Origin of the sequence: Polynucleobacter arcticus (assembly GCF_013307205.1) — a bacterium.
Classification (GTDB): domain Bacteria; phylum Pseudomonadota; class Gammaproteobacteria; order Burkholderiales; family Burkholderiaceae; genus Polynucleobacter; species Polynucleobacter arcticus.
On record NZ_CP028940.1, the window covers coordinates 46,679 to 59,609 of the forward strand.

At 46.0% G+C, this 12,931-nt stretch carries 22 protein-coding genes; all 22 read left to right on the plus strand.

Annotated features, from left to right (window positions below; genetic code table 11):
* Positions 1-54: 54 nt before the first annotated feature.
* The 22 genes from rpsL to rplR all read left to right on the plus strand — a co-directional run bounded on the left by rpsL (position 55) and on the right by rplR (position 12,931).
* Complete coding sequence (rpsL, locus tag DN92_RS00245) at positions 55-435, plus strand: 30S ribosomal protein S12 (protein ID WP_062307031.1); 381 nt, start codon at positions 55-57, stop codon at positions 433-435.
* A gap of 149 nt (positions 436-584) precedes the next feature.
* Positions 585-1,055, plus strand: coding sequence for a 30S ribosomal protein S7 (gene rpsG / locus DN92_RS00250; RefSeq protein ID WP_011901897.1), 471 nt, complete (start codon positions 585-587; stop codon positions 1,053-1,055).
* A 27-nt stretch (positions 1,056-1,082) separates the two neighbouring features.
* Positions 1,083-3,185: an elongation factor G gene (gene fusA / locus DN92_RS00255; protein WP_173959382.1), complete on the plus strand. Its 2,103-nt coding sequence runs from the start codon at positions 1,083-1,085 to the stop codon at positions 3,183-3,185.
* 50 nt (positions 3,186-3,235) lie between these two features.
* Entirely contained in the window at positions 3,236-4,426 is a 1,191-nt protein-coding gene (gene tuf, locus DN92_RS00260) for an elongation factor Tu (RefSeq protein WP_173959374.1), read from the plus strand.
* A 110-nt stretch (positions 4,427-4,536) separates the two neighbouring features.
* Entirely contained in the window at positions 4,537-4,848 is a 312-nt protein-coding gene (gene rpsJ / locus DN92_RS00265; protein ID WP_011901899.1) for a 30S ribosomal protein S10, read from the plus strand.
* A gap of 197 nt (positions 4,849-5,045) precedes the next feature.
* Positions 5,046-5,702 carry a 50S ribosomal protein L3 gene (gene rplC, locus DN92_RS00270; RefSeq protein ID WP_173961205.1) on the plus strand — a complete coding sequence of 219 codons (657 nt, stop codon included), beginning with the start codon at positions 5,046-5,048 and terminating at the stop codon, positions 5,700-5,702.
* 11 nt (positions 5,703-5,713) lie between these two features.
* Entirely contained in the window at positions 5,714-6,334 is a 621-nt protein-coding gene (gene rplD / locus DN92_RS00275; RefSeq protein ID WP_046329377.1) for a 50S ribosomal protein L4, read from the plus strand.
* Positions 6,331-6,645, plus strand: a complete 315-nt coding sequence (rplW, locus tag DN92_RS00280) for a 50S ribosomal protein L23 (protein ID WP_076024545.1) — start codon at positions 6,331-6,333, stop codon at positions 6,643-6,645. Before rplD ends, rplW begins: the two co-directional genes overlap by 4 nt.
* A gap of 2 nt (positions 6,646-6,647) precedes the next feature.
* On the plus strand, positions 6,648-7,478 hold the full coding sequence (gene rplB, locus DN92_RS00285; protein ID WP_173959383.1) for a 50S ribosomal protein L2: 831 nt from the start codon (positions 6,648-6,650) through the stop codon (positions 7,476-7,478).
* A gap of 19 nt (positions 7,479-7,497) precedes the next feature.
* Positions 7,498-7,776, plus strand: coding sequence for a 30S ribosomal protein S19 (rpsS, locus tag DN92_RS00290; protein ID WP_011901904.1), 279 nt, complete (start codon positions 7,498-7,500; stop codon positions 7,774-7,776).
* Between the two features lie 7 nt (positions 7,777-7,783).
* The gene (rplV, locus tag DN92_RS00295) at positions 7,784-8,116 is read left to right on the plus strand and encodes a 50S ribosomal protein L22 (protein WP_215300499.1); all 333 of its coding nucleotides are present in this window, start codon (positions 7,784-7,786) and stop codon (positions 8,114-8,116) included.
* Positions 8,117-8,124: 8 nt separating this feature from the next.
* Positions 8,125-8,946: a 30S ribosomal protein S3 gene (gene rpsC, locus DN92_RS00300; RefSeq protein ID WP_173959384.1), complete on the plus strand. Its 822-nt coding sequence runs from the start codon at positions 8,125-8,127 to the stop codon at positions 8,944-8,946.
* 2 nt (positions 8,947-8,948) lie between these two features.
* Complete coding sequence (gene rplP, locus DN92_RS00305; RefSeq protein ID WP_088526677.1) at positions 8,949-9,362, plus strand: 50S ribosomal protein L16; 414 nt, start codon at positions 8,949-8,951, stop codon at positions 9,360-9,362.
* Positions 9,363-9,376: 14 nt separating this feature from the next.
* Complete coding sequence (rpmC, locus tag DN92_RS00310; RefSeq protein WP_015420239.1) at positions 9,377-9,571, plus strand: 50S ribosomal protein L29; 195 nt, start codon at positions 9,377-9,379, stop codon at positions 9,569-9,571.
* 12 nt (positions 9,572-9,583) lie between these two features.
* A complete protein-coding gene (rpsQ, locus tag DN92_RS00315) occupies positions 9,584-9,853 on the plus strand; it encodes a 30S ribosomal protein S17 (RefSeq protein ID WP_046329381.1) in 270 nt (89 codons plus the stop codon).
* 186 nt (positions 9,854-10,039) lie between these two features.
* Positions 10,040-10,408, plus strand: a complete 369-nt coding sequence (rplN, locus tag DN92_RS00320; RefSeq protein ID WP_015420241.1) for a 50S ribosomal protein L14 — start codon at positions 10,040-10,042, stop codon at positions 10,406-10,408.
* Positions 10,409-10,417: 9 nt separating this feature from the next.
* Entirely contained in the window at positions 10,418-10,726 is a 309-nt protein-coding gene (gene rplX, locus DN92_RS00325) for a 50S ribosomal protein L24 (RefSeq protein WP_173959385.1), read from the plus strand.
* 16 nt (positions 10,727-10,742) lie between these two features.
* Positions 10,743-11,285, plus strand: coding sequence for a 50S ribosomal protein L5 (gene rplE / locus DN92_RS00330; protein WP_046329383.1), 543 nt, complete (start codon positions 10,743-10,745; stop codon positions 11,283-11,285).
* Between the two features lie 9 nt (positions 11,286-11,294).
* The gene (gene rpsN / locus DN92_RS00335) at positions 11,295-11,600 is read left to right on the plus strand and encodes a 30S ribosomal protein S14 (RefSeq protein ID WP_015420244.1); all 306 of its coding nucleotides are present in this window, start codon (positions 11,295-11,297) and stop codon (positions 11,598-11,600) included.
* Positions 11,601-11,624: 24 nt separating this feature from the next.
* A complete protein-coding gene (gene rpsH, locus DN92_RS00340) occupies positions 11,625-12,020 on the plus strand; it encodes a 30S ribosomal protein S8 (RefSeq protein ID WP_173959386.1) in 396 nt (131 codons plus the stop codon).
* A gap of 10 nt (positions 12,021-12,030) precedes the next feature.
* Complete coding sequence (gene rplF / locus DN92_RS00345; protein ID WP_173959387.1) at positions 12,031-12,564, plus strand: 50S ribosomal protein L6; 534 nt, start codon at positions 12,031-12,033, stop codon at positions 12,562-12,564.
* Positions 12,565-12,577: 13 nt separating this feature from the next.
* The gene (gene rplR / locus DN92_RS00350) at positions 12,578-12,931 is read left to right on the plus strand and encodes a 50S ribosomal protein L18 (RefSeq protein ID WP_046329386.1); all 354 of its coding nucleotides are present in this window, start codon (positions 12,578-12,580) and stop codon (positions 12,929-12,931) included.

A 12,931-nucleotide genomic window follows, 5' to 3' on the forward strand; every position in this document is an offset into this window, starting at 1 on the left:
AAGTCATTGATTTTCTTGAAGAAAGCAACAAAGAAGTACTAACCGAGCTATTTTATGCCAACAATTAATCAATTATTACGTAAGCCAAGAAGTCGGCTGACCGTTAAAAGCAAGAGCCCTGCGCTGCAAAACAGCCCGCAGCGCCGTGGTGTGTGTACGCGTGTGTATACAACTACTCCTAAAAAGCCTAACTCTGCGCTACGTAAAGTAGCCAAAGTTCGCTTAACCAATGGTTTTGAAGTGATTTCATACATTGGCGGTGAAGGCCATAACCTCCAGGAACACTCAGTAGTGTTGATTCGTGGTGGTCGTGTAAAGGATTTGCCAGGTGTTCGTTATCACATCGTTCGTGGCTCACTTGACTTGCAGGGTGTTAAAGACCGTAAGCAGTCACGTTCCAAGTACGGTGCTAAGCGCGCTAAGAAAGCTGCTTAATCGCAACTGAAGTATTTGCAGTAAGTCTTCGTTTGTCAGACTTTAAAGACAAGTAAGTGGCCGTTCCGTCTGGAGGTTTCTTCAGATAGTAGGACGGCCGGAGTGGGTGTTCCATGTGGGCCACCCCTAACTGAACTGAAGGAGTAGTTATGCCACGTCGTCGTGAAGTTCCCAAGCGGGAAATCTTGCCTGATCCAAAATTTGGCAATGTAGAAGTAGCAAAATTCATGAACGTCCTGATGTTGGACGGCAAGAAATCGGTTGCAGAGCGTATCGTTTACGGTGCCTTTGATCACATCGAGAAAAAAGCAAATAAAGAGCCACTCGAAATCTTCTCAACAGCAATGGGCAATGTCAAGCCAATGGTTGAGGTGAAGAGCCGTCGTGTTGGTGGCGCCAACTATCAGGTTCCTGTTGAAGTTCGTCCATCACGCCGCTCTGCTTTGGCAATGCGCTGGGTGCGCGAAGCCGCTAAAAAGCGTGGTGAAAAATCCATGGCTCAACGTTTGGCCAACGAATTATTAGAAGCCGCAGAAGGTCGCGGCGGAGCGATGAAGAAGCGTGAAGAAGTTCACCGTATGGCAGAAGCTAACAAAGCTTTCTCACATTTCCGCTTCTAATCGCATAGCAAAGAAAAGGTACCAACAGTGGCACGTAAAACCCCTATCGACAAATACCGCAATATCGGTATTTCTGCGCACATTGACGCAGGTAAAACAACAACAACAGAACGCGTTTTGTTCTACACCGGTGTTAATCACAAAATTGGTGAAGTGCATGATGGCGCTGCAACCATGGACTGGATGGAGCAAGAGCAAGAGCGTGGTATCACGATTACTTCCGCTGCAACCACTACATTCTGGAAGGGAATGGCTGGTAATTTCCCTGAGCACCGTATTAATATTATTGATACCCCAGGGCACGTAGACTTTACTATTGAAGTTGAGCGTTCAATGCGCGTTCTTGATGGCGCTTGCATGGTTTACTGTGCAGTAGGCGGCGTGCAGCCACAATCTGAAACTGTTTGGCGTCAAGCAAACAAGTATAAAGTTCCACGTTTAGCGTTTGTAAATAAGATGGACCGTACTGGCGCCAACTTCTTCAAGGTCTATGACCAGATGAAGTTACGTTTGAAGGCAAATCCTATCTTGATCCAAATTCCAATCGGCGCAGAAGAAAACTTCAAAGGCGTTGTGGATTTGGTCAAGATGAAGGCCATCTATTGGGATGAGGCTTCACAAGGTACTAAATTTAGCTACGAAGATATTCCTGCAGAGCTACAAGCATCTGCTGATGAGTGGCGCGAGAAGATGGTTGAAGCGGCTGCAGAAAGCTCAGAAGAATTGATGGAGAAGTATCTCAGTGGCGAAGCGCTCACCGAAGAAGAAATTAAAGCAGCATTGCGTCAACGCACGATTGCTAACGAAATCATTCCAATGATGTGCGGAACCGCTTTTAAAAACAAAGGCGTTCAGGCAATGTTGGATGCTGTAGTTGAGTTGCTTCCATCCCCATTAGATGTCCCACCAGTTCCTTGCGAACTGGAAGACGGAACACCCACAACGCGTGAAGCTTCCGATAAGGAAAAATTCTCTGCATTGGCATTTAAGATCATGACTGATCCATTTGTTGGACAGCTTATTTTCTTCCGTGTTTATTCGGGTGTAATGAAGTCTGGAGACACAATCTATAACCCAATCAAGGGCAAGAAAGAGCGCGTTGGACGTTTGTTGCAGATGCATGCAAACCAACGTGAAGAAATTAAAGAAGTCTACGCAGGTGATATCGCTGCTGCAGTTGGTCTGAAAGACGCAACTACAGGTGAAACATTATGTGATCCAGATAGCATTGTTATTTTGGAGCGCATGGTATTTCCAGAGCCAGTGATTTCACAAGCTGTTGAGCCAAAGACCAAACCAGACCAAGAAAAAATGGGTCTTGCTTTGAATCGTTTGGCACAAGAAGATCCGTCATTCCGCGTGAAGACTGATGAAGAATCAGGCCAAACAATTATTTCCGGAATGGGCGAGCTCCACTTGGAAATTTTGGTCGATCGTATGCGTCGCGAGTTTGGTGTTGAAGCAACCGTTGGTAAGCCACAAGTTGCCTATCGCGAAACAATCCGCAAGGTTTGCGAAGAGATCGAAGGCAAGTTCGTAAAGCAATCTGGTGGTCGCGGTCAGTATGGCCACGTAGTATTGAAATTAGAGCCACAAGCTCCAGGCAAAGGTTTTGAATTCATTGACGCTATTAAAGGTGGTGTGGTTCCTCGCGAATACATCCCTGCAGTAGAAAAAGGAATTCGTGAAACGTTGAACTCCGGTATTTTGGCTGGTTATCCAGTTGTGGACGTGAAGGCAACATTGTTCTTTGGTTCATACCATGACGTTGACTCCAACGAAAACGCATTTAAGATGGCGGGTTCAATGGCATTCAAAGACGGTATGCGCAAAGCGGCTCCAGTATTGCTAGAGCCAATGATGGCCGTTGAAGTTGAAACACCAGAAGATTTCATGGGTAACGTAATGGGTGATCTCTCATCCCGTCGCGGTATTTTGCAGGGTATGGATGACATTCCAGGGGGCGGTAAGATCGTTCGTGCTGAAGTGCCATTGGCAGAGATGTTTGGTTACTCGACTGGCTTGCGCTCGTTGACCCAAGGTCGCGCTACCTACACCATGGAATTTAAGCATTATTCCGAAGCACCTAAGAACGTTGCTGAAGCAGTTATGGCTGCTAAAGCGAAGTAATTTATCCACATTATTTTGATTATTGACTAGCTAAGAAGGCAGACAAAAAAATGGCAAAAGAAAAGTTTGAGCGGACAAAACCGCACGTAAACGTTGGCACCATTGGTCACGTTGACCACGGTAAAACCACATTGACAGCAGCAATTGCAACCGTGCTCTCAAAAGCATTTGGTGGCGAAGCAAAAGCATACGATCAAATCGATGCTGCTCCAGAAGAAAAAGCACGCGGTATTACGATTAATACAGCACACGTTGAATATGAGACAGCCAATCGTCACTATGCACACGTAGATTGCCCAGGACATGCTGACTATGTTAAGAACATGATTACTGGTGCTGCTCAGATGGACGGCGCAATTTTAGTTTGCTCTGCAGCTGACGGCCCAATGCCACAAACTCGTGAGCACATCCTCTTGGCACGCCAAGTTGGTGTTCCATACATCATCGTATTTTTAAATAAGTGCGATATGGTTGATGACGCTGAGTTGTTAGAACTCGTAGAAATGGAAGTTCGTGAGCTTTTATCTAAGTATGACTTCCCAGGTGATGACACACCAATCGTTCAAGGTTCTGCTAAGTTAGCTCTTGAGGGTGACGAAGGCCCATTGGGTAAAGAAGCCATCATGAAATTGGCCGATGCTTTAGATACTTATATCCCAACTCCAGAGCGTGCTGTTGATGGCGCGTTCTTGATGCCAGTAGAAGATGTGTTCTCTATCTCCGGTCGCGGTACTGTAGTAACAGGCCGTATCGAGCGCGGTATTGTTAAAGTCGGCGAAGAGATCGAAATTATCGGTATCAAGCCAACGATCAAGACAACTTGTACTGGTGTTGAAATGTTCCGTAAATTGCTCGACCAAGGTCAAGCAGGCGATAACGTTGGTATCTTGTTACGCGGTACAAAACGTGAAGAAGTTGAGCGCGGCCAAGTATTGGCTAAGCCAGGTTCAATCACCCCACATACTCACTTTACAGCCGAGGTTTATATCTTGGGTAAAGATGAAGGTGGTCGTCATACTCCATTCTTTAACAACTATCGTCCACAGTTTTACTTCCGCACAACGGACGTAACTGGTTCAATCGAGTTGCCAAAAGACAAAGAAATGGTGATGCCTGGTGATAACGTCACGATTACCGTAAAACTCATCGCGCCAATCGCGATGGAAGAAGGTTTACGTTTTGCGATCCGTGAAGGTGGCCGTACTGTTGGCGCCGGTGTGGTTGCAAAGATTTTGGCTTAATAGCAGTAAATTATTTAGCGTTTTGCTAACCGGTGACGTCTGTGCTGCAGATGTCACCGTGCTCTTTAGAAACATAATGCGGCAGCACCGCAACGCTCTTTGGAATTAATATGCAAAACCAAAAAATCCGTATTCGTCTTAAAGCATTTGATTACCGTTTGATCGACCAGTCTGCGGCTGAAATCGTTGATACAGCCAAGCGAACTGGTGCAGTTGTTAAGGGTCCAGTACCTTTGCCAACACGTATTGAGCGTTTTGATATTCTGCGTTCACCACACGTTAACAAGACTTCACGTGACCAGTTAGAGATTCGTACCCATCTGCGTTTGATGGATATCGTTGATCCTACAGAGAAAACTGTTGATGCCTTGATGAAATTAGACCTCCCAGCAGGTGTGGATGTCGAAATTAAGTTGCAGTAATTCAGTATTTTTAGTCTTAGCACTTGCCAAGACTGACCTTTCGGGATAGAATCTAAGGCTTCGCTCAATTATTTGGGCGAATATTCAGGTTTTATCAGCATTAAAAACGTTGTAACTTATTGATTTAGAAGTACTTTTACTTGTAAATCACTTAAATTAATTTTGCCGACCAATCGAAGTCGGCGTGGAGCATGAATATGAGCTTAGGCTTAATCGGTCGCAAGATCGGCATGACCCGTCTATTTACGGACGAAGGGGAAGCAATTCCTGTCACCGTAATTGACGTGAGCGACAACAGAATCGCTCAAATCAAGACCCAGGCAACTGATGGCTATGATGCTATCCAGTTGGCACATGGCACACGTAGAGCTACTCGAGTTACCAAAGCAATGGCTGGTCACTTCGCTAAAGCGGGTGTGATGGCTGGTAATGGTCTCAACGAATTTCATATAGACGCAGCAAAAATCGCTGAAATGGCGCCAGGACAAGTAATTCCTGCTGACACTGCATTTGCTGCTGGCCAAAAAGTGGACGTACAAGGTGTAACGATTGGTAAAGGCTACGCCGGTACCATTAAGCGCCATCACTTCGCTTCAGGTCGCGCGTCACACGGTAACTCACGTTCACATAACGTGCCAGGTTCTATCGGTATGGCGCAAGATCCAGGTCGTGTTTTCCCAGGTAAGCGCATGACAGGCCACCTTGGTGATGAAACTCGCACCGTACAAAATTTAGTCATCGCACGCATTGATGCAGAACGCAATCTCATCATGGTTAAAGGCGCTATTCCAGGTGCCCCAGGCGGTAAAGTGATTGTTACTCCAGCGGTGAAGACACCGTTGAAGAAGAAATAAGGAGAGCGAATATGGAACTTAAGCTTCTCCAAGATAACGGAACTTTAGGCGCAGGCATCCAAGCCTCACCAGAAGTGTTCGAGCGCGAATATAACGAAGCATTGGTACACCAAGTTGTTGTGGCTTACCAAGCAAATGCACGTAGCGGTAACCGTGCACAAAAAGACCGTGAGCAAGTTAAGCACACAACCAAAAAACCTTGGCGTCAAAAAGGTACTGGTCGTGCACGTGCTGGTATGAGCTCTTCCCCGCTGTGGCGTGGAGGTGGCCGTATATTCCCGAATTCACCTGAAGAAAATTTCAGCCAAAAAGTAAACAAGAAAATGTACCGCGCTGGCATGAGATCTATTTTGTCTCAGTTAGCTCGCGAAGGTCGTTTGAATGTTGTTGACCAATTTACTCTTGATGCTCCAAAGACCAAAGTTTTAGCTGACAAAGTTAAGGCAATGGGCTTGGATTCAGTCTTGATCATCGTAGATCAGGTTAGCGAGAATTTGTACTTGGCATCACGCAACTTGCATAAGGTTGCTGTATGTGAGCCACAGCACGCTGATCCATTAGCTTTGGTTCAATACAAGAAAGTATTGGTAAGCAAAGCAGCGATCGCAAAAATTGAGGAGTTGCTGAAATGAGCCAAGTCCGTAAAAACGATCACAGCTTGATGAAGGTTCTACTTGGACCAGTGATTTCTGAAAAAGCCACCATGGTTGCAGAGAAAAACGAACAAGTAGTATTTCAAGTTACACGCGACGCCAATAAGAGCGATGTGAAACAAGCAGTCGAGTTGCTCTTTAAAGTGCAAGTTGACTCTGTTCAAATCGTGAATCAAAAGGGTAAGCCTAAGCGCTATGGCCGTTTTGAAGGTCGTCGTGATCACACTAAGAAGGCCTACGTTAGCTTGAAGCCAGGTCAAGAAATTAACTTTGAAGCGGAGGCGAATTAATCATGCCTTTGATGAAAACAAAACCGACCTCACCAGGTCGTCGCTCAATGGTCAAGGTGGTCAATCCTGACCTGCATAAAGGTAAACCTTTTGCAGCGTTGGTAGAGCCACAGTTCCAAAAAGCAGGTCGTAACAATAATGGTCACATCACTACCCGTCATAAAGGTGGTGGTCATAAGCATCACTATCGCGTTGTGGATTTCAAGCGCAATGATAAAGATGGTATTCCAGCAAAAGTAGAGCGCTTGGAATACGATCCGAACCGCAGTGCAAATATTGCATTGATCGTGTTTGTGGATGGTGAGCGTCGCTATATTCTTGCTGCAAAAGGCATGACAGTGGGTCAGGCGTTGATGAGTGGCTCAGAGGCCCCCATCAAGTCTGGTAACAATTTGCCTATTCGTAACATTCCAGTTGGTAGCACGATTCACTGTGTAGAAATGTTGCCAGGTAAAGGTGCTCAAATCGCACGTTCCGCTGGTGGTTCCGCAGTGCTGTTGGCTCGTGAAGGTGTATACGCTCAGGTGCGTTTGCGCTCCGGTGAAGTACGTCGTATTTTGATCGATTGCCGTGCCACTATTGGTGAAGTTGGTAATGAAGAGCACAGCTTACGCGTTATCGGTAAAGCTGGTGCAAATCGCTGGCGTGGTATTCGCCCAACCGTTCGCGGTGTGGCAATGAACCCAGTAGATCACCCACACGGTGGTGGTGAAGGTAGAACTGGCGAAGGCCGTGTACCTGTATCCCCATGGGGCACACCAACCAAAGGTTATCGTACACGTCGCAATAAGCGTACAACTTCGATGATCGTTCAACGTCGTCAAAAACGTTAAGCGATAAGGATAAATAGATATGACACGTTCAGCTAAAAAAGGCCCATTTTGCGACGCCAGCTTAGTAAAAAAAGTTGAGGTTGCACAAGCCAACAAAGACAAAAAGCCGATCAAAACATGGTCACGCCGTTCAACAATCCTCCCAGACTTCATTGGTCTGACGATTGCTGTACATAACGGTCGTCAGCACGTTCCGGTATATGTATCAGAAAACATGGTGGGTCATAAGTTAGGCGAATTTGCCTTGACCCGTACTTTCAAAGGTCACGCTGCTGACAAGAAAGTAACGAAGAAGTAAGGGGATGATGATGGAAGTTAAAGCTATTCACAAGGGCGCCCGCATTTCTGCGCAAAAGACACGTTTGGTCGCAGACCAGATCCGTGGTTTGCCGATTGCTCGCGCAATGAACATTTTGAATTTCAGCCCCAAGAAAGCTGCCTTCATTGTGAAAAAAGTTGTTGAGTCCGCAATGGCCAACGCTGAACACAATAAGGGCGCTGACATTGATGAGCTCAAGGTATCAACAATTATTGTTGATAAAGGTACTTCCTTGAAGCGCTTCACAGCACGCGCTAAGGGTCGTGGCAATCAAATCGAAAAACAAACATGTCACATTACCGTGACCTTGAGTAACTAAGGGAAGATATGGGACAAAAGATAAACCCAACCGGATTCCGACTCTCGGTAACGAAGAACTGGACATCAAAGTGGTATGCAAACAATACTGACTTTGCGAAGATGTTGAAAGAGGACGTAGATGTCCGCATCTACCTCAAGAAGAAGTTGAAGAATGCATCCGTAAGTAAAGTGATTATTGAGCGTCCTGCAAAGAACGCACGCATCACTATTTACAGCTCACGTCCAGGTGTCGTGATCGGTAAAAAAGGTGAAGATATTGAAGTTCTCCGTCGCGAACTCCAGAAGCGTATGGGCGTTCCAGTCCATGTGAACATCGAAGAAATTCGTAAGCCTGAAGTTGATGCTCAATTGATTGCTGACTCTATTACTCAGCAGCTCGAGAAGCGCATCATGTTCCGTCGTGCAATGAAGCGTGCAATGCAAAATGCAATGCGCCTTGGTGCGCAAGGAATCAAGATCATGTCTTCTGGTCGTTTGAACGGTGCTGAAATTGCACGTCGCGAATGGTACCGTGAAGGTCGTGTTCCACTTCATACATTGAAGGCTGATATTGATTACGCAACTTCAGAAGCGGAAACAACATACGGCATCATCGGCGTAAAAGTATGGGTTTACAAAGGCGATACATTAGGCCGCGGTGCAGATGCTCCAGCAGTAACAGCAGAGCCAGCAGCTGAAGAGAAAAAGCCACGTCGCGCACCAGCTAAAACAACCGCACGCAAACCAGCAGCTGACAGCAAGCCATTAGTTGCTGCTAAGCCAGCAGTCAAGCGTGCACCGAAAGCCGTTGAAGCCGTTAGTGCCGAAGCGCAGAAGTCAGGAGAGTAAGCATGCTACAACCAAAGCGTCGTAAGTATCGCAAGGAACAAAAGGGACGTAACACTGGCGTGGCAACACGCGGTAGTTCAGTAGCCTTTGGTGACTTTGGATTGAAAGCTATTGGTCGCGGTCGTTTGACTGCACGTCAGATTGAATCTGCTCGTCGCGCGATGACCCGTCACATTAAGCGTGGTGGTCGTATCTGGATCCGTATTTTCCCAGACAAGCCAATTTCACAAAAGCCAGCTGAAGTACGTATGGGTAACGGTAAAGGTAATCCAGAGTATTACGTAGCAGAAATTCAACCAGGCAAGATTTTGTACGAGATGGATGGAGTGGATGAAACATTGGCGCGCGAAGCTTTCAAGCTTGCTGCTGCTAAGTTGCCATTGCAAACCACTTTCGTGATTCGCCACTTAGGTTGATCGGGATAAAGATTATGAAAAAGACAGAATTAGCATCCAAAGATCTGGTTGCCTTGAACGCAGAATTAACAGAGCTCTTGAAGACTAGCTTTAAGCTCCGTATGCAAAAAGGCACCCAGCAACTCACTAATACCAGCCAATTGGGTAAGACTAAGCGTGAAATTGCTCGCGTAAAGACTTTTATTACTCAAAAAACTGCACAGAAATAAGGAAAAAGGGATATGACAGAATTATCTAAACCCTTGCGCCGCACCCTCGTGGGTCGTGTCGTTAGCGATAAAATGCAAAAAACTGTGACTGTGCTAGTTGAGCGCCAAGTTAAACATGCGCTTTATGGCAAATATGTAGGACAGTCCAAAAAATACCATGCTCATGACGAAGCTGGTCAATACAAGATGGGTGATACCGTTGAAATTGCTGAATCTAGACCAATTTCACGTACTAAATCTTGGGTTGTAACCCGTTTAGTGCAAGAGTCCAAAGGTATTTAAAGAAATATTAAGAGATTTGGTGATATTTCTTGCCAAATCTCTAATTTACGTAGTATGATAGTCGGCTTCTCTAGTTTTATTGAGAGAAGCAGTGTTTTTTCATTAATTCCGGGCTTTAGCTTTCGTTAGGGCCCCTAGACGGAACCAAGACTGTTTGCCTTTGGCTAACAAGTTGGGGATTAGAAAATGATTCAGACCGAAAGTAGATTACAGGTCGCCGATAATACTGGCGCCAGTGAAGTTTTGTGCATCAAGGTATTGGGCGGCTCTAAGCGTCGTTATGCCAGTATCGGAGATGTCATTAAGGTGACTGTAAAGTCAGCCGCTCCACGTGGCCGTGTAAAAAAAGGTGATATTTATAACGCCGTAGTAGTGAGAACTGCTAAGGGTGTACGCCGTCCAGATGGTTCATTGATTAAGTTCGATGGCAACGCTGCGGTATTGCTCAACGCGAAGTTAGAGCCAATTGGCACACGTATCTTTGGACCAGTGACGCGCGAGTTGCGTACTGAGAAGTTCATGAAGATCGTTTCTCTCGCCCCCGAAGTTATTTAAGAGGCCGATATGAAAAAGATTCGTAAAGGTGATTCAGTAATTCTGTTGACTGGCCGCGATAAGGGCAAGCAAGGAACAGTGACTGCCGTTCTCGAGAACAAATTAGTGATCGAAGGCGTCAATATTTATAAAAAGAGCGTTAAGCCAAATCCAGCAGCCGGTGTTACTGGCGGCATGATTGACAAGACGATGCCTGTTCACATTTCTAATGTGGCTGTGGTTGACGGTAACGGCAAACCCTCACGTGTTGGTATCAAACTCGTGGATGGTAAGAAGCAACGTTTCCTCAAAACCACTGGCGCAACATTAAGCGCATAAGGGGCACGGAGAAATTATGAGCACACGTTTTCAAGAACACTATCAAGCTAAAGTTGTTGCTGATTTGATCGCCAAGTTTGGTTACAAGTCAGTAATGGAAGTTCCACGCATCACTAAGGTAACCCTGAACATGGGCTTGGGCGATGCAGTGAACGATAAGAAAATTATCGAAAATGCAGTTGGTGATTTGACTAAAGTAGCAGGTCAAAAGCCAGTTGTAACAAAAGCAAAAAAAGCGATTGCTGGTTTCAAAATTCGTCAAGGTTATCCAATCGGTGCCATGGTGACATTGCGTGGTGCACGCATGTACGAATTTTTAGATCGTTTCGTGACTGTTGCTTTGCCACGTGTACGTGACTTCCGCGGAATTTCCGGTAAGGCATTTGATGGCCGTGGTAACTACAACATCGGCGTTAAAGAGCAAATCATTTTCCCTGAAATTGAATACGACAAGATTGATGCCCTCCGTGGTCTCAATATCAGTATTACGACGACCGCTAAGACTGACGAAGAAGCAAAAGCTTTGTTGGCAGCGTTCAAATTCCCTTTCCGCAATTAAGAGGCTAACGTGGCAAAACTATCCCTAATTGAGCGCGAGAATAAGCGCGCAAAAACTGTAGAGAAGTACGCTGTAAAGCGTGCTGAACTCAAGGCAATCATTGCCGATCAATCGCGCAGCGATGAAGAGCGCTATGAGGCTCGCTTAAAACTACAGGCACTTCCACGTAACGCAAGCCCGATTCGTCAAAGAAATCGTTGTTCATTAACCGGTCGTCCGCGCGGTGTATTCAGCAAGTTTGGTTTAGCGCGTAGCAAAATTCGTGAAATCGCCTTTCGTGGCGAAATCCCCGGTTTAACCAAGGCCAGCTGGTAAGCGGCGAAAGAATTAGGAGAACTCATGAGTATCAGCGATCCAATCGCCGACATGTTGACAAGGATCCGCAATGCGCAAGCAGTGCAGAAACCCATAGTCTTGATGCCGTCGTCAAAAGTTAAAGTAGCTATTGCAAAAGTCTTGCAGGATGAAGGTTATATCGATAGTTTTGAAATCAAAGGTGAAGCAGCTAAGCCAGTGCTACACATTGAACTCAAATACTATGCGGGCCGTCCTGTTATTGAGCGTATTGACCGTGTTTCCACACCAAGTCTACGTATCTACAAAGGCCGTCATGACATCCCCGAGGTGATGAATGGCTTAGGCATCGCAATTATTTCAACCCCACAAGGCGTAATGACAGATCGCAAAGCCCGTGCAAACGGCGTTGGCGGCGAAGTTATTTGCTACGTCGCGTAAGGAGAGAAATATGTCCCGCGTTGGTAAATCACCTATTCCAGTCCCTAAGGGCGCTGAAATCAGCATCAATGGTGCAAATATTATTGTTAAAGGCCCGTTAGGCACTTTGACACATAACTTGCATCCTTCTGTTGGTTTGAAACAAGAAGATGGCGTATTGACAGTTGTTTTGAACAACAACTCACCTGAAGCTGGTGCACAGTCAGGTACGGCACGTGCTTTAGTAAACAATATGGTTATTGGCGTAACTACTGGCTTCGAGCGCAAGCTCAGCTTGGTAGGAGTTGGTTACCGTGCCGCTGCTCAAGGCGAATCACTGAAGTTACAGTTAGGTTTCTCACACGACATTATTTATAACCTGCCACAGGGTGTAAAGGCTGAGACTCCTACTCAAACTGAAATCATTATTAAAGGCTCCAACAAGCAGCAAGTTGGCCAGGTCGCAGCTGAAGTTCGCGCATACCGTTCACCAGAGCCATATAAAGGCAAGGGCGTTCGTTACGTTGACGAAGTTGTGCATCTGAAAGAAACCAAGAAGAAGTAAGCGAGATTAAAAAATGAATAAAGACGAATCCAGACAAAGACGTGCTAGGCAGACTCGTATTCGCATTGCCGAAGCATTGGCAAATCGCTTAACAGTTATCCGTAGCAATACTCATATTTCTGCACAGGTTTATAGCCCATGTGGAACCAAAGTTGTAGCAGCTGCTTCAACAATGGAAAAAGATTTGCGCCAGGCAATCAAAAATGGCGGCAACGCTGAAGCTGCAAAACAAATCGGCAAATTAGTTGCTGAGCGTGCTGTTAAAGCAGGCATTGTTGATGTTGCATTTGATCGCTCCGGTCATCGTTACCACGGCCGTATTAAGGCCTTAGCTGAAGCTGCGCGTGAAGCCGGCCTGAAGTTCTAA

Bases quoted from the DNA above. Each gene is read 5' to 3' on its own strand.
- rpsC (WP_173959384.1), top strand. From the start codon at position 8,125: ATGGGACAAAAGATAAACCCAACCGGATTCCGACTCTCGGTAACGAAG.
- rpmC (WP_015420239.1), top strand. From the start codon at position 9,377: ATGAAAAAGACAGAATTAGCATCCAAAGATCTGGTTGCCTTGAACGCA.
- rpsH (WP_173959386.1), top strand. From the start codon at position 11,625: ATGAGTATCAGCGATCCAATCGCCGACATGTTGACAAGGATCCGCAAT.
- rpsJ (WP_011901899.1), top strand. From the start codon at position 4,537: ATGCAAAACCAAAAAATCCGTATTCGTCTTAAAGCATTTGATTACCGT.
- rpsL (WP_062307031.1), top strand. From the start codon at position 55: ATGCCAACAATTAATCAATTATTACGTAAGCCAAGAAGTCGGCTGACC.
- rpsS (WP_011901904.1), top strand. From the start codon at position 7,498: ATGACACGTTCAGCTAAAAAAGGCCCATTTTGCGACGCCAGCTTAGTA.
- rplF (WP_173959387.1), top strand. From the start codon at position 12,031: ATGTCCCGCGTTGGTAAATCACCTATTCCAGTCCCTAAGGGCGCTGAA.
- rplX (WP_173959385.1), top strand. From the start codon at position 10,418: ATGAAAAAGATTCGTAAAGGTGATTCAGTAATTCTGTTGACTGGCCGC.
- rplE (WP_046329383.1), top strand. From the start codon at position 10,743: ATGAGCACACGTTTTCAAGAACACTATCAAGCTAAAGTTGTTGCTGAT.
- rpsG (WP_011901897.1), top strand. From the start codon at position 585: ATGCCACGTCGTCGTGAAGTTCCCAAGCGGGAAATCTTGCCTGATCCA.
- rplD (WP_046329377.1), top strand. From the start codon at position 5,714: ATGGAACTTAAGCTTCTCCAAGATAACGGAACTTTAGGCGCAGGCATC.
- tuf (WP_173959374.1), top strand. From the start codon at position 3,236: ATGGCAAAAGAAAAGTTTGAGCGGACAAAACCGCACGTAAACGTTGGC.
- rplP (WP_088526677.1), top strand. From the start codon at position 8,949: ATGCTACAACCAAAGCGTCGTAAGTATCGCAAGGAACAAAAGGGACGT.
- rplW (WP_076024545.1), top strand. From the start codon at position 6,331: ATGAGCCAAGTCCGTAAAAACGATCACAGCTTGATGAAGGTTCTACTT.
- rplB (WP_173959383.1), top strand. From the start codon at position 6,648: ATGCCTTTGATGAAAACAAAACCGACCTCACCAGGTCGTCGCTCAATG.
- rplN (WP_015420241.1), top strand. From the start codon at position 10,040: ATGATTCAGACCGAAAGTAGATTACAGGTCGCCGATAATACTGGCGCC.
- rplC (WP_173961205.1), top strand. From the start codon at position 5,046: ATGAGCTTAGGCTTAATCGGTCGCAAGATCGGCATGACCCGTCTATTT.
- rplR (WP_046329386.1), top strand. From the start codon at position 12,578: ATGAATAAAGACGAATCCAGACAAAGACGTGCTAGGCAGACTCGTATT.
- rplV (WP_215300499.1), top strand. From the start codon at position 7,784: ATGATGGAAGTTAAAGCTATTCACAAGGGCGCCCGCATTTCTGCGCAA.
- rpsQ (WP_046329381.1), top strand. From the start codon at position 9,584: ATGACAGAATTATCTAAACCCTTGCGCCGCACCCTCGTGGGTCGTGTC.